This is a genomic window from Celerinatantimonas marina, assembly GCF_046054165.1.
In the GTDB taxonomy this organism is placed as follows: domain Bacteria; phylum Pseudomonadota; class Gammaproteobacteria; order Enterobacterales; family Celerinatantimonadaceae; genus Celerinatantimonas.
The window spans coordinates 57636-78353 of record NZ_JBFNXK010000016.1 but is presented as its reverse complement, the minus strand read 5'-3'; the positions used below and the strand labels follow the sequence as shown (position 1 = coordinate 78353).

At 40.5% G+C, this 20718-nt stretch carries 16 protein-coding genes; 5 read left to right on the top strand and 11 right to left on the bottom strand.

Annotated elements, in window-relative coordinates; genetic code table 11:
* Positions 1-8: 8 nt before the first annotated feature.
* The 3 genes from ABUE20_RS15810 to ABUE20_RS15800 form a co-directional block, all read right to left on the bottom strand.
* A complete protein-coding gene (locus tag ABUE20_RS15810) occupies positions 9-248 on the bottom strand; it encodes an HTH-like domain-containing protein (protein ID WP_498038927.1) in 240 nt (79 codons plus the stop codon).
* A 312-nt stretch (positions 249-560) separates the two neighbouring features.
* Positions 561-2675: an ankyrin repeat domain-containing protein gene (locus ABUE20_RS15805; protein WP_408620919.1), complete on the bottom strand. Its 2115-nt coding sequence runs from the start codon at positions 2673-2675 to the stop codon at positions 561-563.
* A 238-nt stretch (positions 2676-2913) separates the two neighbouring features.
* Positions 2914-3069 carry a hypothetical protein gene (locus tag ABUE20_RS15800; protein ID WP_408620918.1) on the bottom strand — a complete coding sequence of 52 codons (156 nt, stop codon included), beginning with the start codon at positions 3067-3069 and terminating at the stop codon, positions 2914-2916.
* A gap of 151 nt (positions 3070-3220) precedes the next feature.
* Here ABUE20_RS15800 and radC point away from each other — a divergent pair, with 151 nt between their 5' ends.
* The 3 genes from radC to ABUE20_RS15785 are packed head-to-tail and all read left to right on the top strand — an operon-like array spanning position 3221 to position 4568.
* Positions 3221-3691, top strand: a complete 471-nt coding sequence (radC, locus tag ABUE20_RS15795) for a RadC family protein (RefSeq protein ID WP_408620917.1) — start codon at positions 3221-3223, stop codon at positions 3689-3691.
* Positions 3688-4134 carry a DUF2787 family protein gene (locus ABUE20_RS15790; RefSeq protein ID WP_408620916.1) on the top strand — a complete coding sequence of 149 codons (447 nt, stop codon included), beginning with the start codon at positions 3688-3690 and terminating at the stop codon, positions 4132-4134. Before radC ends, ABUE20_RS15790 begins: the two co-directional genes overlap by 4 nt.
* Before the next feature lie 11 nt (positions 4135-4145).
* Complete coding sequence (locus ABUE20_RS15785) at positions 4146-4568, top strand: DUF2787 family protein (RefSeq protein ID WP_408620915.1); 423 nt, start codon at positions 4146-4148, stop codon at positions 4566-4568.
* Here ABUE20_RS15785 and ABUE20_RS15780 read toward each other — a convergent pair.
* Positions 4561-4770 carry a helix-turn-helix transcriptional regulator gene (locus tag ABUE20_RS15780; RefSeq protein WP_408620914.1) on the bottom strand — a complete coding sequence of 70 codons (210 nt, stop codon included), beginning with the start codon at positions 4768-4770 and terminating at the stop codon, positions 4561-4563. The genes ABUE20_RS15785 and ABUE20_RS15780 overlap by 8 nt on opposite strands.
* 89 nt (positions 4771-4859) lie before the next feature.
* On the opposite strand from ABUE20_RS15780, the gene ABUE20_RS15775 reads away from it, so the two are divergent.
* Positions 4860-5849, top strand: coding sequence for a GTPase family protein (locus ABUE20_RS15775; RefSeq protein ID WP_408620913.1), 990 nt, complete (start codon positions 4860-4862; stop codon positions 5847-5849).
* A 38-nt stretch (positions 5850-5887) separates the two neighbouring features.
* Here ABUE20_RS15775 and ABUE20_RS15770 read toward each other — a convergent pair whose 3' ends face one another.
* Both ABUE20_RS15770 and ABUE20_RS15765 read right to left on the bottom strand, forming a co-directional pair.
* Positions 5888-6520, bottom strand: coding sequence for an inovirus Gp2 family protein (locus tag ABUE20_RS15770; protein ID WP_408620912.1), 633 nt, complete (start codon positions 6518-6520; stop codon positions 5888-5890).
* A 229-nt stretch (positions 6521-6749) separates the two neighbouring features.
* Positions 6750-7799, bottom strand: a complete 1050-nt coding sequence (locus tag ABUE20_RS15765; RefSeq protein ID WP_408620911.1) for a hypothetical protein — start codon at positions 7797-7799, stop codon at positions 6750-6752.
* A 145-nt stretch (positions 7800-7944) separates the two neighbouring features.
* Between ABUE20_RS15765 and ABUE20_RS15760 the strand changes: the two genes are divergently transcribed.
* Positions 7945-8448, top strand: a complete 504-nt coding sequence (locus ABUE20_RS15760; RefSeq protein WP_408620910.1) for a hypothetical protein — start codon at positions 7945-7947, stop codon at positions 8446-8448.
* 2 nt (positions 8449-8450) lie between these two features.
* On the opposite strand, the gene ABUE20_RS15755 is transcribed toward ABUE20_RS15760, so the two are convergent.
* From ABUE20_RS15755 to ABUE20_RS15735, 5 genes are all read right to left on the bottom strand, one after another.
* Positions 8451-10016, bottom strand: a complete 1566-nt coding sequence (locus tag ABUE20_RS15755; protein WP_408620909.1) for a hypothetical protein — start codon at positions 10014-10016, stop codon at positions 8451-8453.
* 487 nt (positions 10017-10503) lie between these two features.
* Positions 10504-13824: a DEAD/DEAH box helicase gene (locus ABUE20_RS15750; protein WP_408620908.1), complete on the bottom strand. Its 3321-nt coding sequence runs from the start codon at positions 13822-13824 to the stop codon at positions 10504-10506.
* Positions 13821-17114 (bottom strand): type I restriction endonuclease subunit R, encoded by a 3294-nt coding sequence (locus ABUE20_RS15745; protein WP_408620907.1) that lies wholly within the window; start codon positions 17112-17114, stop codon positions 13821-13823. The genes ABUE20_RS15750 and ABUE20_RS15745 overlap by 4 nt, the downstream gene beginning before the upstream one ends.
* An 82-nt stretch (positions 17115-17196) precedes the next feature.
* Positions 17197-18663, bottom strand: a complete 1467-nt coding sequence (locus tag ABUE20_RS15740) for a restriction endonuclease subunit S (protein WP_408620906.1) — start codon at positions 18661-18663, stop codon at positions 17197-17199.
* Positions 18653-20269: a class I SAM-dependent DNA methyltransferase gene (locus ABUE20_RS15735; RefSeq protein ID WP_408620905.1), complete on the bottom strand. Its 1617-nt coding sequence runs from the start codon at positions 20267-20269 to the stop codon at positions 18653-18655. The genes ABUE20_RS15740 and ABUE20_RS15735 overlap by 11 nt, the downstream gene beginning before the upstream one ends.
* Positions 20270-20718: the final 449 nt, after the last annotated feature.

Here is a 20718-nt window from a genome sequence, read left to right as displayed (position 1 = left end):
GTGACACGTTATAGTTGTTCGGTATTCAAACCGGCGGCTTTAAGACGGGCCGTTAAGTTGCGCATCTTGCTAAATTCCGTACCAAAGCTATTGCGTAAACCCACGCCTTCACAAAATTCTTTTGCCGTAATGGTTTTTAGTTCATCGGCATATTTGATCATTTGTAGGTGCAATTCTGCGGTGTATTGGTTGCGAGGAGCTTGGGATAGCGCTTGTTTGATGTTGTCAAAAATACTTTGTTCTGACAGGTGGGTCTGACTCATTGAGTTGTATCCGTACGCATTTATTAGCTAATTTAGCTAAATTAGCTAATGCACCAGAAACTCGCAAGTCCCTTTGCTGTAAATTGGCTCATTTACAGCAATTTTGCCTAGAGATTACCCAATGGTTTCGTTCATGGTAGCGACTGAGCCCCTCGTTAGAGCCAGCGCTATGCCGCTCTAATGAAAGACCCACTCTTTTTTAATTGTTCAACTTGTGAAGAAACGTGGGATATAAATCATGCAAGATGTTTTGCAAATCCCATTTACAGGCGATCTCAAACAATCCTGCACGTAAATTTACGTCTCTAAATCTGCGGGATGATGTTCAGATTGCATCATCGCTTTTACTAATTCCAGCTCATCCAACTCAACAGCAAGCATCAATGGCGTGTAGTCTTCTAAGGCTGTATTGTGTTTTGCATTGGGATCGGCGCCTCTTTGGATCAGCAATTTAGCGATCTGTCTGAAATCATCTGCCGTGGTGTATTGTTGAATCGTTTTAAATTGACTATGCAACAGATTATCAAATATCTGTTTATATCTTGGATTGCTCATCATCCATTCAAACACATGGCATAAGTCATCTTTAGAATGTGGAAGCAATCCCGCAGAATTTGCCCTCATTACATTGATTCCACTTTCGCTCCCCATCATCTCCAAAACCTTCGCAGGTGTTGGTCGCCGGGTAAAATTGCCGATCATATCTATCGCCGAATACAATGGTGTTACTCCATCAATATCCTGTCGTCTATCAACAGAGGCGCCTAAATCTAAGACTTTCGAGACAATTTCAATATTGCCGGTTTCAACGGCACAACCCAACGGTGATAGTTTCCGTTTATCAGTCAATGTATCCAGAACACTCTTGCGGTGCTCGCGCTGACTTAGCAATTTAAAAAGCGCATCATCCATTGAGCCTAATGGTTCTAATGTCACTTGTAGGCATTGAATAGCAAACAAGAGGGCCGACTCATGTACTGAAGATAACTTATTCACATCAGCGCCCGCATCCAATAGCTTTTGTACCGCATCGATATTGCCTACTTTAGAAAAATACACCAGCTGAGGCATGGATTTAACCATCCCGCCATCCGCACCAACGTTTAAAATTTTATTAGGCCTTTTTAAATCCGGAGTTGAAATGACTCGGTCCATAAACCATGGGCCATAATCTTGATGTGGATTTTCAGGATAAATCGCCCCCGGGAAAAATGTCCCTTTTGGGAAATAGGTGGAAAATTGATGACTAAATGCTGAAATTTCCCATGTTTCAATCTCTTGAGGCTTTGCTTTAAATTCATCAGCGTTATGCTGTGGTGGCATAAAATCAAACCCTAAAATGACAGCCATCCGTCTTAATCGGTTTATAAAGGTTTTATTCGGTTTCTGACTGCGACATGCGGCAATCATCGCTTCGTTCACAATTTTTTTCGTATTCTGGGCTTGTTTATAAATGACTCGTTCAAACGCGAACTGATATTCAGTGATAGCCTCTTCTAACTTACCGCTATGTAAAAGATATCGAGCATTAAACCAATGAAATACATATTCAGTCTCTCCATCAGGATCGATGCGCCCAGTTTGCTGTTTTAAATCGCCCAAAAGCTGAAAACATTTTGCGTGATCAGAAGGTTGCTTTCTTTTCCCTAATTCGAGCAATTGACATAACTCTTCCGATAAAATCGCTACCGGCTGATAACTGAGCATCGCTTTTTTTTGTTGTGCTTGGAGATTCGTCTCTAAAAGCGTTAAACATTCCATCAATGAATGGCTCTTTAAGAGTGAAAGATCAGCTCTATTACTACGATAAAAGAAATAATCCCATAACCGTCCCATCACTAAACGATTTTTAAGAATTTCTCCGTTACTCTTTGGTGACGGTGTTGTTTCAAGTGCTGCAATACTGGTTAAATCAGGTAATTCATCACCTTTGGACCAAATTCGAATACGCTCTATATTTTGAGGCAAGCTCTCCTGATGATGCAAAAGAATATAGAGTAACGGATGTCCGCTTAAAGCGACCTCTTTAGGCGTTAGCCCCATCGTCGACAGCGTATCCTCACAAATAGCGGCCACCAAAAATGTCAGAAAGAATTGGTCTAAGTATTGGTTCGCAGTTTTAGCATCCACACCATCCAAATAGACTCGTTGCATTAAACTGAGATAGCTCTCGATCACCTTATTAAACTTATCCATCACATGGTCAGCAAACGCAATATTCACATATTTCGCCAATGGCTCATGGATCAATGTTTTTTTTAACTCGTCAAGCTGAAAGGGATTTATCTCTAAGTTTTTACATGCGTCATCGATCTTTTTACCCGCTAACGATTTGGTCCCTAGACCTCTCGCTAATTCTCTAAGTAGGTGCTGAATCGAATAGAACGGTCTCAATGTTTTCTGAGTGGTCATACTGTGCGCCCAACCTCTTTTAAAAAGTTCATATACGCTCGGGTATCACTGGGAGTCCCGGGAACCATCACCAAATTGCCATGGGGTGAAGACAATAGCCCATGTTTTTTCCTACGATGATAATGCCATTCATGTTTGAGCAATTGGCTGATTAACTTCTGAATATCTTTGTCATTACTATATCTCTTCATCTGTAATAATAGGGGCGAGTAGCCCCTATCCTCCGATATTCAGATTTCTATTTACCATTTTTGGCAGCAATGGCTTGAGCACGGGCAGAAAAACTCCCTTTAGCAGTTTTACCCCCATTGGCTTTAGCCTCTGCGGACTGAATACGAGCAGCAGCTTCAGCTGTCATTGGTGTTGATGTAGGTTCTGATTTTACGTTTTCCATGTTCATCTCCTTATTCGTTGTGAACGAGATTTACGTTAACGTAATGCCCAAACATCATCACCTTGGTGACTGGAGAGTTTTTTTAATCAAAAAAATTTCACATATATATCACCTCCGTGCATTCACTCAACGATTCCTTTTTGGAGGATTTATGCACGAAAAAACTTACTATTTTTCTGGTTTGGCAACCGCTGACCGCGTATTAGAAGCAGCCGCGGAAATTCTAGCTGAACGCTCAACAACTCAGAGCGATGCCCTATGTAATACCAAAGCAACTAAGGCATTCGTCGCCTGTAAGCTGCATGGGTACGAACGTGAAGTATTCGCCGTGCTGTTGCTGGATAACCAACATCGGCTGATTGAATTTAAAGAACTGTTCCTAGGTACTATCGATGCTGCAAGCGTCTATCCCCGCGAAGTCGTTAAAGCGGTGCTTGCCGTCAACGCCGCGGCGGTGATCTTTACTCATAACCATCCATCTGGTGAACCTGAGCCCTCTCAGGCCGATAAGAACATCACAACGCGCTTAAAGGATGCGTTAGGGCTTATTGATGTTCGCGTGTTGGACCATATCGTTGTTGGTGATACTTGCGTGTCGTTCGCTGAACGGGGGTATCTATGATGACTAACCTCGTCCCCGTCAATATGCCTTTAGTGACTTACCTTCACCCCTGGCTTTCTCAGTTAGAGGCGAATGCTTATCAGGTTACTATCAAGCTTCGACACCAGAGCAATCCGGATATGTCTGTTCACCCTCACCCGGTCGATATTCGCCTAGTAAGAACCATCGACAAAGGCTGGTTCATCGAATCCATTCAGGTTTTATCTGAAGAAGTGAATAGCCAAGGAGTCACCCAACCTAATTTAAATTTTAATTTTCTCCACAATCAATTTCGGCAACCCGATATGGGTGTTGTCGAGCTCTCACACCCAAAAGTACAAGAGCTCTATATAACTTGGCAAAAGACACTGATGCGCCAATTAAACGATGCACTCTATGGTGATATTTCTATTGATGTCACCAAAGCTTTATCGCCTTTAATGGCCCGTTTTTATCAACTCTAGGAATCAACACCATGACGACATTTACCTTAAAACAGCCGGGCATTTCGATTACTCCAGCTTTCATTGCGCTGCTCCAAAAGACGTTAGAGCAGAAGACTATTGAAGGGCCCTTTTGCTCACTTCATTTTAAAGACAGTTCCTATAGTGCTGAACAAGGCGGCTTTCATCCTGTAGAAATTGGATTAAACCGAGTCAACCAAAATCACTGGGAGCTTCTCTATATCACGGAGTATGCGTACTACTCTGGCGTCTACCCTGAATTAGAGCGATGTATTGATTTCGATATTAGCAATCAAATGGCCTATACCCAAATGAGTGGTTGGCAAGATATCAGACATCGAGAAATTAGAGAGTTGTATCAGCTCTGGGAAGGAAATTTTCTGAGCTATGTTGAGAGTGGGAGTTTAGATGAGATTCAAGTAAGAGCTAATTAGCCGCTTGGGTTTCAACCCCGCCATCCCTTTGTGCAATCCGTTCAAGAATCCAATCCTGAACTTCACTTTCCACCCATGCTACCGCACGAGCCCCCAGCGAGACGGATTGAGGGAAATCCCCTTCTGCCATCAGTTGGTAAACATAAGAACGGCTTAGGCCAGTCATTTCCATTACTTCTTTCAAACGCATTAATTTAGTCATTTTCTTATCTCCAATGGTTTAGGTCATATGGAGAGAGAAAAATGTAAATTTTGGGCGTTAAGAAAGAGCACCAACACAAAGAGACATTTATGTTCAATAAACAAAACCTATTTACGGAGTTAGAGCAGCTAGTAAAGCACTCTGCTTTTTCAGCAGGAGCGAAATCGACCCTGATGCAAAACCTACAACGTCTTAAATCATCACAACTGAATATCCTCATTACCGGTGCCACTGGCGCTGGTAAGAGTTCTACCATTAATGCGCTATTCGATATGTCAATTGCTGAAGTCGGTTATGACACCGACCCACTCACGCAAGACATCCATTGTTATACACTCAATAACTTGGTCCTTTGGGATACTCCAGGGCTGGGAGATGGTATTGAAGAAGATAAAAACCATAGCCAAAGAATAATCGAAAAGTTGGCCGTCGCGGATAGCTCAGGCCAGGCGATGATTGACTTGGTGCTCGTTATTGTAGATGGAGGAACACGCGATTTAGGCACCACGATCACGTTAATTAATGAGGTTTTAATCCCAAATTTAGGACCTCATCCGGAAGAGCGACTTATCATTGCGATTAACCAAGCCGACGTTGCTCTCAAAGGACCTGACGCCTGGGACCATCAACTAAACCAGCCAACAACTCAAGCGAGTGCCTTTTTGGAACGCAAAGTGACTTCGCTCACTCAACGAATCAAGAAAGCAACAGGAGTAGACATCTCACCTATTTATTACTCAGCAGGTTACAGTTATCCAGGCCACCAGCAACGGCCTTATAACCTCGCAAAATTACTGTATCTCATTGTGAGTAAATTGCCAAAAAATAAAAGAGTGCTCATTGCCAACCAGACGATTTCTAAGCAAGAATCAAACTGGACTGACAATGATGCACCGGACTACGGTAAAAAAACCACAGCGATCCTCTGGGAAGCGATAATCGATAGTTCGACAGCAGGTGCAAACATAGGCTCAAATATCGGTGAACTTTTTGGTCGTCCCGGAGAGAAACTAGGTGCTGCCATTGGTGGCGCTATCGGCGGTATTGTTGGTGGGATTGGCTTCCTACTCGGCTTTTAAATGAATTATAAGGGATACCCCATCCCTTATTTTTTGCTTTATTTTCTACTTGAGCCGAAGTTTTTAAGGCCTGTCCCAAAGACTTTAGTCTCAATTTTGGCAAGATAACTTAGTCGTTCAAAACATTCTTTATACTTATCACCTTGCTTATCTTTGTCATTTATCCAATAATCACCATTTTTACAAAAATGAACTAATCCTGACTGACTAGGAATACAGTTATCGATAACAGATTCCCATGCTTCTTGAATCATTTTAGATAAGTTTTTTTCTGAGCTTTCAAACTTCCCTTTTGTAAAATACACATCTTTATTCAAACTAATCGCAACATGATAGTGATAATTATCTGAATGTTCTTTCTCTTTAACCCATACATATCGCATATGGCATTTATGCTCTTTCCCCTTCCTTTTCAAATCCGCTGCTAATCTTGAATTTAATCGAGCAATAAATGTCGTGATATCAATACCATTTTCAAAACAGTAATAATTTTCTGGATACCTCAAATCAAATCTCAGCACATATAATCGAGAGTATTCATTTAAACTCATCTCAAGAAAATCCTGAATACTCTCCAAATACTCTTTAACTAAAGGTCTATGATAGACAGTTAGCCCATTAAATAACTGATTATTGAATACAGTTAAATTGCTATTATTAGATACTCTCATTTTCTTATCCTCATGATTACTTGTTTAGGTTCATAAGGTAAGGTGAATATGTAAATTAATGTTGAATAATTAGGTATTAGGTATTTCCATATAATAAGTATTAATTAAATATTGGGTATATTTATAATATTGGGTATATTTATATTACTATACCGACAAGCATTTATAATTTAATATCGTTATGACATATTACCAAACAAAGTATTGAGCCAATTATTTACATATGCATTTACTCTAAAAAAACATTATCTAACTCGTAGTAGATACGGTGTAATTTTTGACCAATAAACTTAAATAAAACATAGTGATCTTCATCATTAAAAAAACTCTCATTATCTAAAAGTAAAAAGTAAAAATAATCAACAAAATGGTCATAATTTTCATCATCGCTACCAATGAAAAACAAATTTCTTACTAAATGTTTAGCTTCCCTACGACATTCATTCCCAATATTACTTCTAAAATTTAATTTATCTTTCTTAATTTGATTATTTATAATCCTTTCTAAAGATAATAGTGAGACAAATTGAATATAATCATATATATCATTTCGATCTTTATATCGGTTAGAAATGTATTTTTTAAATTCATTTCTACAATGATATATACTATCAATATTTTCTTTAATTAATCGATATATATAATTAAAATCAACTGGAAAAGATGAAATCACACGACTTTTGATAAAATCATATTTTAAAAAATAGATTGAATTAAACAGACCACTACCTGGAATAGAAACCCCATTAATTTGATGACGAATAAAATCCAATTGATGTAGTTTTTTAATTTGAGTTCTTAGCCTTTCTCTAGAGAATCCAGTTAATTTTTTTATTGTTTTTGAATCAAGTTCTTTAACTCGACCACCTAAATCTGAATGCATGAAAAGGATTAAAGATAGAAGCTTATTAGCTAAGGACATATGTTGATTATTTAATATCTCTTTATCAATATAATTTTTAAATTGTTTAAAGTATGGTTTACCAGGCTTAACCTTCAGATATTCCATCACCATATCTTCATTGATTCGATATGTTGATATTGGTCTACCAGACTTTATCCTACCAGTAGAATCAACTCTCTCTATTAATTCAAGAGCAATTAATACCTTAATAGATCGCTCTATCATTGCAACAGTTGCTCCATATTTATTCGCCATATCTAATACTGAAGTTTTGTAAACTTTATCCGAATCCACCTCAGAAACCATGTAGATAAATAGCATTTTAGCCTCTGCGGTCAGTCCATCTTTCCAAAAGTAGACACTAGGTATCAACATCTAAACATCATTCCTTGCTAATTAATTATCGTTTTAAACCCTATTATATACCATATTTTACAAAAAAATGTGACATAGTCACAAGACTACGTCACGGGACATGGTTAAACTAATAAAATTAAATATGACATATAATATTTACACTATGAAAGATTTTAATTTTAAAAATAAAGAATGTAGACAGTGGATACAAAAATATATAAATAAAAATAGTAGCGTTAATAATAAAATCATTTCTAAGCATTTTAAAAAAAATGATAAGACAAATGAATTTGTAATTACAGAATCAGGTTTTAAAGACTATCTTAAACATTTAAATTCATCAGACTCAGGAAAACTAAAAATAATTAGAATGAATAATGCATGGAGGAAAAAAAGAGCTAGATCAAAAAGCCAGTTTATGAGTTATAAGCGTTCATTCTCATATGTAATGAATAATGATTTTGGAGATATGTTGAATGATTTATCAGGTGATTTTTATCAAAAAGATTTTCTTTATCAATTAATTAAACATTGCTACCAGCTAAAAAACAAAGGTACGAATTATCTAGAAAACTTCAATATTTTAAATGAATGCAATGAAAAACTAAATGCAGTAAAAAATTTAAATGAAACATTAAAAAGCATTGATAAATTAAATAAAAAATGACATCAAAATTTACAATAATTACAAATCATAAACCATGAATATAGAAATTTAACATTTTCTTCTGACTCTGGATTATCCATATTTCGTAACCATCTAATAGGAATATTCAGATACTTAGCCCATGCTAAACCTTTCTTAAACTCTCTATATTTTTTATTTTTTGCACATATTTCTATATACTGATTAACTAATAAATACTGATCATGCCCCACGCTATACTTGGATAGATAAAATGCTTTTTTATAATAAAAATAAGATTTGTTATAATCATTTTTATTATAAAAATAATTTGCATAACTCCATTGAACTACCCATGCCAAGACATTCTTAAATCCATTTAAATTAACATTATTTTCGTATTTGATTATTTCATCTATTGATTTAGGTTTTCGCTTCAACTTTAGACCTTCCAATAATAACTTCACATATATCATTGAAGGTTTAAAATTAAATCTATCCTCATGATTCCTAATTAATGCATTAATTTCAAATAGAGGTATATGCTTAGATATATTACTGCTATCAAAAGCATGTTTTACTTCTTTTTTTCCTTTAAAAACTTCCTTTATTTTATCATCGTATAACCGTATAGATTCTAATAACTTACGACTTCTCTCAGACCAATAAAAACTAACATAATCAAATATTAACGCATCTCTTTTTACTATATCTTTATAGTTATAATTAATAGAGCCACAAGCTAAGAAAATATATCCAATCTCTTCTTTTAAAGTCGAAAACTGCTCTAATAAACAACGTGATATGCATTCAGAGAAAATATAACCATAAGTATCATTAAGCAATTTGAATGCATAGGTACTTACTCTTGATAAAAAAATAATAATCTTAAAGGATATTATCTCTGAATTACTAATACTATTTTTAGTATTAATTTCAATTAAAGCATCATCTAGACAATCAATCATAGCATTTGTAGATGGGAATTGCTTATCTGTAACCCACCGTTGAGCATTTTCAAGGTTTCTCTCTTCTTTAAAATTAGGTTTAGATGATAAATGAAACTGCCGTTGAGAAAGACCAACGTAATCATAAATCCATTGCCACGCTTTCTTTATAGGCCAATCTATTTTTTCTCCTTCGAATGTAGGTAACCACCAATCAATATCACTTGGAAATATTAAATTAATTTTTAATAGATTATAAGAAAGGCCATTTTTTACTATGGATGTAATTATTCTTTCAATACCTCGAGAATAAATCATCCATCGAATACTATCGAGATAGTGTGAATATGTTCCTTCATTACGGATTAGATCTTTGTACTGAACTAATACATCATCAATTGATGCAATGATGGCATAAATAAATCTTGGTTCAGGTATTACCTCATATAAGAGTTCAGCTAAAATTGTCTTTACATCTTCTAACTGGTCATCTAATTTTGACGTTTCGTCAGCTAACCGTTTCAGCTTCATTTGCATTGCTTTCTTTTGGCTTTCATCAAAAACTTTTGACTTTGAATTTTTTCTCGCCATTAAACCTGAAGCCTTAACGAATGCATTCATTAGCTCGCCAAGTGTTGGAAATCGATATGCGTTTTTATCCATAAATCTAAAAGGGCCTATCGGCCCTTTATCCTCTATTTTCCTTTTACAGGACCATTACCGCGACCACCGCCAGATTTATTACCAGTAGTAGAAGGCCAATTTCCACCAGGACCAGGATGACTTGATGGACCACGATTTGAACTACTTTTAGACATAACTACCTCTTATTTAGACTATTATAATGCCATTACACTATGCAATGACTTCAACAATAAGATTAAGTTTTTAAACAAACCTGCTCTACCTGCGTTTTGGCAACAAGTTTTAAATTAGGTTTATTGTCCACCAACGTCCATAGATAGCTACTCTTTTTTGTATGCCAAGATGCATTCCAAATAAAATTCAAATCAACATAGTTTATTATAAATCAATATATTATAAACTAATTTCAGATGACCCCAGCTCCACCAATCGATTGGAAAAGGCCGATAACTTAGGTTATCGGCCTTTTTTATTTCCAAGAACAGACACTATGTTTCTTATTCGATCATATTTGTTGCGTCAGTATCCCTTCACCCGAAATAACCGGTTCACTATCATTGACAACATTCTTTGTTTTATCACTAAGTAAACTATCCGCTTCGCTAAAAAACCTTAAACCCGCCCAAATTTTCTTCGAACCAACAATGTAGACATTCTTCTTGGCTCGGGTCACCGCGACATTGAGAATATTCGCTTTACTCGAAGCCCAAAGAGCCGCACCCTTAGAACTATCAGATAAACCAAGTACAAATATCACTGATTTTTCTTCTTTCCCCTGAAACGTATGAACCGTCCCAACTCGGCCTTTTATCCAATTTTTTACATCAAGAAACGCAATTCCTTGTCTTTCCAGATAAACAAATAATTCATTTTTGACTCGATAAGCCACTTTTCTAAATGGTGAAATAATATAAACATCAGGTAATCTATCTGTTTCGATAAAGTACTGATAAACCATTTCGGCAACATATCGACCTTGCTCAGGTACGTAATGTTTACCGTCAACCTCTCCAGAGATATCAATCCAAGCGCTCTTGCCCCACACGGGATTCGCTTTCCCTTCAGGAGATTTGCTGCCATGAAACATCTTTCCGTTGTAAGCAATGTTATTTGCAATACTAAACATCGGATCATCACAACGGCGATGTACTCGTAGCGGACTTCCTAGCCATTCATTATCAGCTATTTCGTATGTTCCATACGGATTTACTCGATCCGCTAATCTTTGCACAGAGGTTACCGTCGGTGCCCAAGTCATCCAATCATTCCCCTCAAATAGCTCTTGTGCAAACCCCTCGACAAATTCAGGGGGAATAGTAAAAACAGGTTCAATCTGTAATGGGTCACCCACAACAACAGCTCGTTTTGCTCTTAACAACGCACCAACAGCCTGTTGTGGCGAAGCCTGACCTGCCTCGTCAATAAACAACCAGCCAATCTCACTGCTATTAAACGAAGAAAACTGTCTGGCAACAGAAGCAAATGTAGATGACACGACCGGTATAAACATAAATAACCACTGCCAAAATGCCTTCGCACCATCACGATCAGAAATAGAATTTCCTAACGCCTTGGACATGTGATACAGCACATTACTACCTAATTTATATCGCTCATTTATAGAAACCAGCCAAGCCTGATGAAGCTCCAACGCCTTGATCGTGAGGTTTGCTCTTTTCGTGTTTAACTCTTGACAATGTACAAATGCTTTACGTTGAATGTCGTCCTGCTCTAGATCTGCGCTACCGTCATCAAAACAGGCATCCTTATAGCGTTCGATGAGAGTCGAACAAGCGTTAATTTCGCTATTCAAATCAAAACTAAATTGCTCTACTTTCCTTTTATGCAACGCATATTTATCTGTATAGCTATCCAAACGCAAAGTCATTTTTTTTAATAGTGCGCGCACTTTCCAAAAAGATGGCAGCATAAACAACCAAATAGGCAATAAATTGCTTCTCAGCTTGGTCACAAAGCTCTTTAATCTCAAACAGCGCAACTCAAGCAAGTCTTGTTTACTTTGATAATCAGCCAATAACTTTTTCTTGGCTTCTAATGATCTCAATTTTTCGAGTTCATTCATGCAACAAGTCAGCGCACTTTCAGCTTGTTTAAACTCTTGTTGTGCAGTTTTAAAATCTGTCGATTGATTAGGCGATTCTCTTTTCAACTGTTTGATAGCATCCAACAGCTTTTGATAATTTTCCGCACCCGGTTCAACCTGCATATCCTTGCTGGCCTTGAAAAACAGCTTTTCATTTACTATATTTCTATTTGTCTGATTACCTATTGCTGCCGCCATAAGCCCCCAGCAATCGTTATCCTTTGATAGTGGATACAGGATCGGACGTTTATTTTTCGGAACATCAAATTTGTGTTCAGCGGCAAGCTTTTGCGCTGCAGATTTAAAATACTCAGAGGCCTGATATTTACTGCCCAAAGATTTTATCTGTGGTAACTCCTTAGTGATATTCTCAACCGCCGTATTGTTACTTGAAACAACCACCATTTCGAACCCGCAAAGCGCCGGATTCAGCTTAGGTAGCATAACGACTTGATCACCGATTTTAACACCCACACTTCCGGCTACTGACTGTTCCAGGGCTAAAAAATTCGCAAGAATCCTGGCCCTATCAACCAAGTTGTTGGCAATAATATCTCGCAACATCGTGGTCTTTCCGGTTCCCGGAGGACCATTTACGGAATAGATGCCCTGCTCTTCCAATTCTTGGTATAAGGTATTAATCGCAAACTGTTGCATCAAACTCATGTAATGGGTATCTTCCCCGGGCCAACGGCCTGCAGGTGTCATTTCAAGCACTAAATGCTTTCTCAGTAATGCCTGACCACCAACACTCAACAAGTCGTCATGCCTGCCCTTTTCATGGCCAATATAATAAGCCAAAGCTGATTCTGGGTTTAATCTATCGCTCTTGATATATGCAATCGCTAATTCAAGATCACGAATATAAAAGCTATTTAAAATGGACATCGATTGGGCAGGAGAACTCTGTTCACTTTGTTCTTGTTCTTGTGAACGTTTATCTTCCTTAATCGGAGCATTCAATCGCCGTTCAATGGTTGAAAAATCCGGCAACGCAACAGATGAAAAATCGGGTAGCTGAGGCTTAACTTGTCCGTTTGTATATTTTTTTTCTCCGAGTTCAATGATTACTGAAGGGATATCTTGTTCAGAGGATGGCTGAAACTGAATCAACTCACCTAATGCTTTTAAAAATTCGACTAACTCGTAAGTCGTCAGAACCGGAGGATATTGATGCTCTTCTTTAAGGCTTGCAGCAACGTGATGGATTTCCCCAAAACGCTTGTTTAATTTTTCACAATCTTTATCAAAATCATCCAGTTTAATCGAAGCTAAAGATCCCTGTTGAACTTTACCGATTGCCCAAGGAGCTGTCGATATTTCAGTTTCATCAAGCACTACCTGTCCAGTCACATCCACATACAAGATCATTGAGCATGTAAATCCAGAATCATTTTTCCGTTCAGCAAATTCAGGGTTCAACTCATCGAATTTGGAAAAATAACGATGACCGGCTTCGAAAATTTCTGAACGATGAAATAGCCCCAAATAAACCTTATATGTGTAATACTTATTTGGCGTATACTTTTTACCAGCCCGTCGAATATGGTTACGGTTGATCCAAGGGAGACAATCAGGATTCCCGACGATCTCATCTAAATCATAATGAATTCCACCATTGCCAACGTGCGTAATATCGCCCAAATCCGCCGAGTTAAAAAATTCTATTTTATGCCAATATTCCAGAATATTGAGGGCTTGCTGTTTTTCTTCTACATTCATTGGTTCATATTCTTCTTATAGTTCACCGCCTGCTCTAACACGCTTTTATACACGTCATCGTTGGCGATCGGCGGGAAGCCGAATTTGTGGAGTAGCAGGATCAAATCCACTTTGAGTTTGGCTTTGATGTCGTCGCGGTTGCTCCAGTCTGGGTACTGGGCGGTGTCGTCCACCACCACTTTCATTTGTTTCGCGAGTTCCAACATCTTGTCGTGATCGTAGGTAAACTGATATTTCACGCACATGTGCTCAAGAATATCGAGAAAGGCTTTCTCTTCCATATCAATACCAATCTCTTCAAATGACATCATCTCCTTGCGGATGTTGTAGATCATGTCGGTCATTTCTTGGCTGAAGGTATCGAACTCTTCGCCGTTCAACGCATCGTTTTCTTTTCGCTCGTTATACATTTCCACCAGCGCTTGGAAGCGTTTCGAGAAGTCGATCCCTTTGAGTTGGTTGACCTTTTTAAACTCACTGATGGCTCTTTGCAGCATCTTTTGCAGCAACTGCATTTTGGTGTTGGGCAGTTTGATTTTGCTGATGCGGTCCATGTACTCATCATCAAAGATGTCGATGGTGTCCGCCTTGTCTTCCCCAAGGGCAAAGATTTCCTCGACGCCATCGGCACGAATCGCTTCGGCAATCATTTCGCGCACCCGTGCGTTCATTTGCGCTGTATCTGGGGCATCGCCTTTGGTCAACTTGTACACAATGGAACGAACAGCGATATAAAAATGGATCTGCTCACGTTCGGTTTGTTTAATCTCTTCACTGCCCACACACACGTCATAGGCGGCTTTTAGGCGTTTCACCAAGCCCATAAAGCGCAGTTCGAGCTTTTTGGTTTGCAGCACAAATTCCGCAGCGCGATTCAAACAAGCTAATTGATTAACTGGGTTCTCTGAAAAATAATCGCGACTATCAAAGTTGTGGAACATCTGCGCCAACAGGTGCAAATGGTTCCGCACTTCCACCAGCGATTGGCGAATATCCTCAATATTCGATTCATCCGCTTTGGAATACATCGCCAGCGCCTGATTCATGCGCGATTTAATGCCGATATAATCCACCACCAAGCCTTTGTCTTTGCCTTCAAACTTACGGTTCACCCGTGAGATGGTTTGGATCAGGTTGTGCTTTTGCAAGGGCTTATCGATATAGATGGTATCCAGCTCCGGCACATCAAAGCCGGTCAGCCACATATCCACCACAATGGCGATTTTGAAATTCGACTTCGGATTTTTGAACTGCTTATCCAGCTCTTTGCGATACTCTTTGGTGCCAAGCAGGTCATACATGGCCTTCGGATCATCTTTGCCACGGGTCATCACCATGTTCACCATCGGCAATGACAGCAGTTCATCTTTGTCTTTATCGGTGAGTTCTACACCATCAATGGCGAGCTTTTCTTCAAACCCTTTTTCTATAAACCAAAGGGGGCGCAGAGTGCGCACATCTTGATAGAAAGCGTAGGCAATCTCGCGGCTGGCACAGACAAACATCGCCTTGCCTTTAATGGTCGAGCCTTCTTCCACCCGCTTTTCATAATGCGCGACAAAATCTTCGGCCAGTCGTTCAATTCGGTCCGGGTCGCCCAAAATTGAATTCATATTTGCCGTGGCTTTTTTGCTCTCTTCAATCTGATGTTCGCTGGCACCTAAGCGCTCACACTCTTGATAGTATTTTTCAATTTCTTCCAGCTTGCTGTTATCCAGCATCACCTTGGCAGCGCGCCCTTCGTAGACAATCTTCACCGTGATTTCATCATTGACTGATTCCTTCATGGTGTAGCTATCCACCGGATCACCAAACACATCCAGCGTGGCATCAATAGGGGTGCCGGTAAAACCCACATAGGTCGCGTTCGGTAGGGAGTCATGCAGATACTTAGCAAAACCATAGGTCTTTTTCACTTTGCCGCTGTCTTGGTCAATGGTGATTTTCAGATCCAGATTGATTTGGCTGCGGTGCGCTTCATCGGAAATACACACCACGTTACTGCGGTTGGTTAACAGCTGAATGTCTTCGGTGAACTTATGAATGGTGGTGAGGAACACGCCGCCACTGGCACGCCCGGCGAGTTTATCGCGCAAATCCTGACGGCTGGTGACCGGTTCAATCAGCTCGTCGCCAATATAAGTGGTGGCATTGCAAAACTGTTTCGACAGCTGATCATCGAGATCGGTACGGTCGGTGATCAGCACAATCGTAGGGCTTTCAAAATCGACGCTTTTCATCAACAAGCGCGCCAAAAACTGCATGGTAAAACTTTTGCCACAACCCGTTGCACCAAAGTAGGTGCCGCCTTTACCGCTGCCGCCATATTTAACTGGGAGCAACTTACCGCCAGCATCCAATATTTTGCGTTCTTTTTTGATGTTGTAATAGAGCTTACGAGCGGCGTAATACTGCGGATAACGGCAGCAAACCTTTTGCTCTTTTTTACTGGTATCGGGGAAGAATATGAAGTTTTTGATCACATCCAATAAACGGGTGGGATGAAACAGCCCCTGCACCATGGCATCCAGTGAATCGATGCCTTGCTTCTCGTTGGATTCGGAACCTGTGATTTTGCGCCATGAATAGAAGAACTCATACGGGGCAAACAGGTTGCCCATTTTGTTATTCACGCCATCGCTAATCACGCATAAAGCGTTATAAACAAACAGTTTGGGAATATCGTGGCGATAACGGTTAGTCAGTTGCACCCACGCATCATGGGTGGTTGCCGCTTCTTCACGCACGGCTGATTTCAATTCAAACACCACCAGCGGCAAGCCGTTGACGTACAAAATGACATCGGGAATACGGGTTTGATTTTCGTTACCGACAATCTCCAGCTGATTGACCAAGCGGTACTGGTTGCGATCATCGGCAATGGTGGCATCGCCTGCCACAAACATGTCATTAAGCTGCTGCGCTAACCCTTGGGTATCGAACAGTTCAATATAGAGATCTTTTTGGTTGCGATCGTCGCGCTTAAACAGGAAGCCGTTACTTAACCACTGGCAGAAGGTTTTATTGCTCTGATACAAATCACTGGCAGGCAGGGTTTGCAGTTGGCGAATAATGGTGTCGATTTCCGCATCGGTAATGCCATCGGCGTGATAGCGCTTGGCGAGATAAGCACGCACATCATCAAGGATTAACACCTCTTCTTTACTCGCGCGCGGGATCTCGCTGCCAATAACGTGCGGATACACCGTCGTACCAGAGACTCGTTGATGTTGCCCTAGCATGGCGATGATGGCTTGTTCTAATCGAGCTTCATTAAACGTGGTAGTCATAACGTCCTGTTCTTATTGTTCTTCTTGGTTTAGCACAGTGCAAAACAAAAAGGCAGCCGAGAAGGCTCAGGCTGCCGATGGGTTATGCGGTGGTTGTTTCTGCGATGGTGGATTCCACGTCATCCAAGCGTAATTCGCCGGAGATGAGTTTGGGTAGCAAGGCATCGCGGAGTTTCTCAAGAGCTACATTTTCATTTGTATTAATCTTGAACTTATCAAATGAAGGCTGTGTCATTTCATTAAACTTATTAAGGACATCACACGAAGGCACTGCTAAATAATAATCATCAAAACAACTATTCTGAACACGCTGCCTGCCTGAAGATCCAACCATACTTTGCATAGCATGCTGCCTGAACTTTTCATCACGAGCTAAACAAGCGATATATGTATGAGAAATAGAATCTGTTGCTCGTAATACGATAAATTCTGTCGAACCAAAACCCACCTCATCATTTTCTAGGAAATCTACGAAGCCTGTTTTTCCGTTCTGTAGACAAGGGGTAATTCGAGCGAGTAATACGTCATTCAGAGCAAATTTAGCCCCACCAGAAAAAGCCTTCGTTGATACGTCTTCAATTGAATACCCTGAAGTAGGTAACGCTTTCATATCTACAAATTTAGCTTCATCACCTTTAGTTAACTTAACCTTAGGATTTACTTGTATAGCTTCAGAGACTGACTTAAATGCCCACCCCTTCGGCACCCAACCTAACTCACTTTCCTCAAATTCATTGGGGAACAGTTGGCGGATGTCATCCGGTAGCGGTTGATAAGGTGACGCTAACGCATCGCCAGCCGCTGGGTTGGTGCGAGTGCTATGCGTTTGGTTTGCCTTATTTGCCTCATTTACTGTATGGCGTAGTGCTTGACGCTGCTCGGCGCGCGCTTGCAGTTCATCGGGAATGGCCTTTCCTTGATCAAAAAAGCCCGCATCCAGTGCGTTATCAATCACCGGGTCAAAATCCACAAACCACGATTTAAATAGCGTCTGCGCCATTTGTTCTAGGGTTTGGTTGATTTGGCGGTTCAGGGTGATTTTTTTTTCATTATTTTCTAGAAAGCTAACTATCTCTCTCCGTGTTTCATTATCTTCTGGTAACTCAAACGCTAGAAAATCATCACGACTAAGAGATAAGTTAGTTGTTCCAAGAGCTCTACCTTTACAATAATCCTTATATTGAGGGGTTCTCAGGCTCCAATAAAATAAATCTTTAGGATAATCGGAATCTTTGAATACAAGTTTTACTGTATCCTGTGTCATTCTTCCCACATCAATATCATCAGGGACACGGGCAATTGAACCAAGTAAAAAAGCTTGCTGAGTAATATCCTTCAATGAAACATACATATCTCCTGGATACACCAAGTGTTTGTCGGCAGAAGGACCACCGTAAGTTCGTAACTTATCGCTTCTAAATCCTCCATTACGCTCAATAGATGCTAATCCCAACAAAAACGGTCCTGGATGGTCAAGTAACGCACTCTTATATGTATTGCCCCTAACCAATTCTACAACATCACCAATTACTTTTTTTTCATTCCCCATAACCCAATGCCTCCATATTGGCACGAATCGCTTTATCCAGCGCTTCGGCTTCATCCAATTGGCGATATAAAGTTTGGGTTAGCTCGGTCATTTTGGTTTCAAACGGAATGCCATCGTCTTCTAAATCCGCTGCGCCCACATAACGCCCCGGTGTGAGGACAAAATCGTTCGCCGCAATCTCGGCAATGGTTGCCACTTTGCAGAAACCTGCTTGGTCTTCATATTGCGCGATGCTGATGGCTTTCGCTTCTAGGCGACGTTGTCTTTCCGCGTCATCACTGCGCCATGCGTGGAAGGTATCGGCGATTTTCGCGATGTCTTCCGCCGTCAGCTCTTTATTGACGCGGCTAACCATAGTGCCCATGTCACGGGCATCGATAAACAGGGTTTCGCCCGTACGGTCGCGATAACCAAATTTCGGGTTGGCGGCTTTGCTCTTCGACATAAACCACAAACACACAGGAATTTGCGTGGTAAAGAACAGTTGCCCCGGCAGCGCAATCATACATTCAATGCGATCGTCATTAACCAGCTTGGCGCGGATGTCGCCTTCGCCACTGGTGTTGGAACTCATAGAACCGTTCGCCAATACAAAACCGGCGGTGCCCGCTTCGCCGAGCTTCGACAGCATGTGCAAAATCCACGCGTAGTTGGCGTTGCCAGTCGGTGGCGTGGTAAAGCCCGCAAAGCGCGCATCATCGGTGAGCTCGGCATCGTTACGCCAGTTTTTCAGGTTAAACGGCGGGTTTGCCATGATGTAATCGGCTTTTAAATCTTGGTGCTGATCATCGTGGAAGGTATCCGCCGGGCGTTCGCCTAAGTTGCCGGTTAAGCCGCGAATGGCTAAGTTCATTTTCGCCAGCTTGTAAGTGGTGCTGGTGAGCTCTTGGCCGTAAATTGCGATGTCTTTACTTTTGCCTTGGTGGCTTTGCACAAATTTCAAACTCTGCACAAACATACCGCCAGAACCACAGCATGGGTCGTACACTTTGCCTTGATACGGTTCGAGCATGTCTGCCAGCAAAGTCACCACAGATTTTGGCGTATAGAATTCGCCGCCGCCTTTGCCTTCGTTCGCCGCAAAGCGACCCAGGAAGTATTCGTATACGCGACCAATCAAATCTTCGGAACTCAAGTGTTCGCCGCACTCATCTGCCAGTGTGTTGATGTTTTCCACGGTATCAATCAAGGAGGCAAGGCGTTTAACTTCAAGGTTCATACGCGAGAAGTAGTTATCCGGCAGCGCACCTTTCAGGCTCGCGTTGCTCTTTTCGATGGTCGCCAGTGCGGTATCAATCACCACGGCGATGTCGTCTTGTTTGGCACGCACTTTCACATACGACCAACGCGCCACTTCCGGCAGGAAGAAGATGTTGTCTTGCTGGTAAAACTCCGGCATATCGACAAAGGCTTCCATCCCAGTGGTATTCAATAATTGCTCGCGCTTGGTTTCAAATTTATCGCTGATAAATTTAAGAAAAACTAAACTCAGAACAACATGTTTATATTCGGAGGATTCGACGCTCCCGCGCAGTTGGTTGGCGGTATCCCATAGGGTTTCTTCAAAACCTTTGGTGTTTTTTTTCTTTGTAGGTACTTTTGCCATGTATTTGAATTCTTTTTTCAATGAGGCGCACGCTTTACCGTACGATATTGCGGTCGATTATATATGAAAATGCGTACGTTAAGAAAAAGCTTCGCCAGGAAGTGATAAGAAACACAAAAGTACAGCCGTCAAAACGAAAAGGCCCTAAACGAGCGAGCCCTTGGTCAAATACGCCCTTAAAGCGCATGTTTTCTTAATTCAGTAAACAAATCATGCAAGATGTTTTGCGAATCCCATTTACAGGCAATTTCAAACAACCCTGCGCGTATATTTACATCTCTAAAGTGATCTTTTGTGATTGTTTTTGCAGCTATCTGAGCTTGATATAGACAAAGCAAACGTTGTGCCGGGTAGTAATTCTCCACAAACGATGTTCATTGCTGAATATCATGGTTTAGTCCATCAATACCCTGTCTTAAATTTACAATATAAATAGCCACCGAATCAGC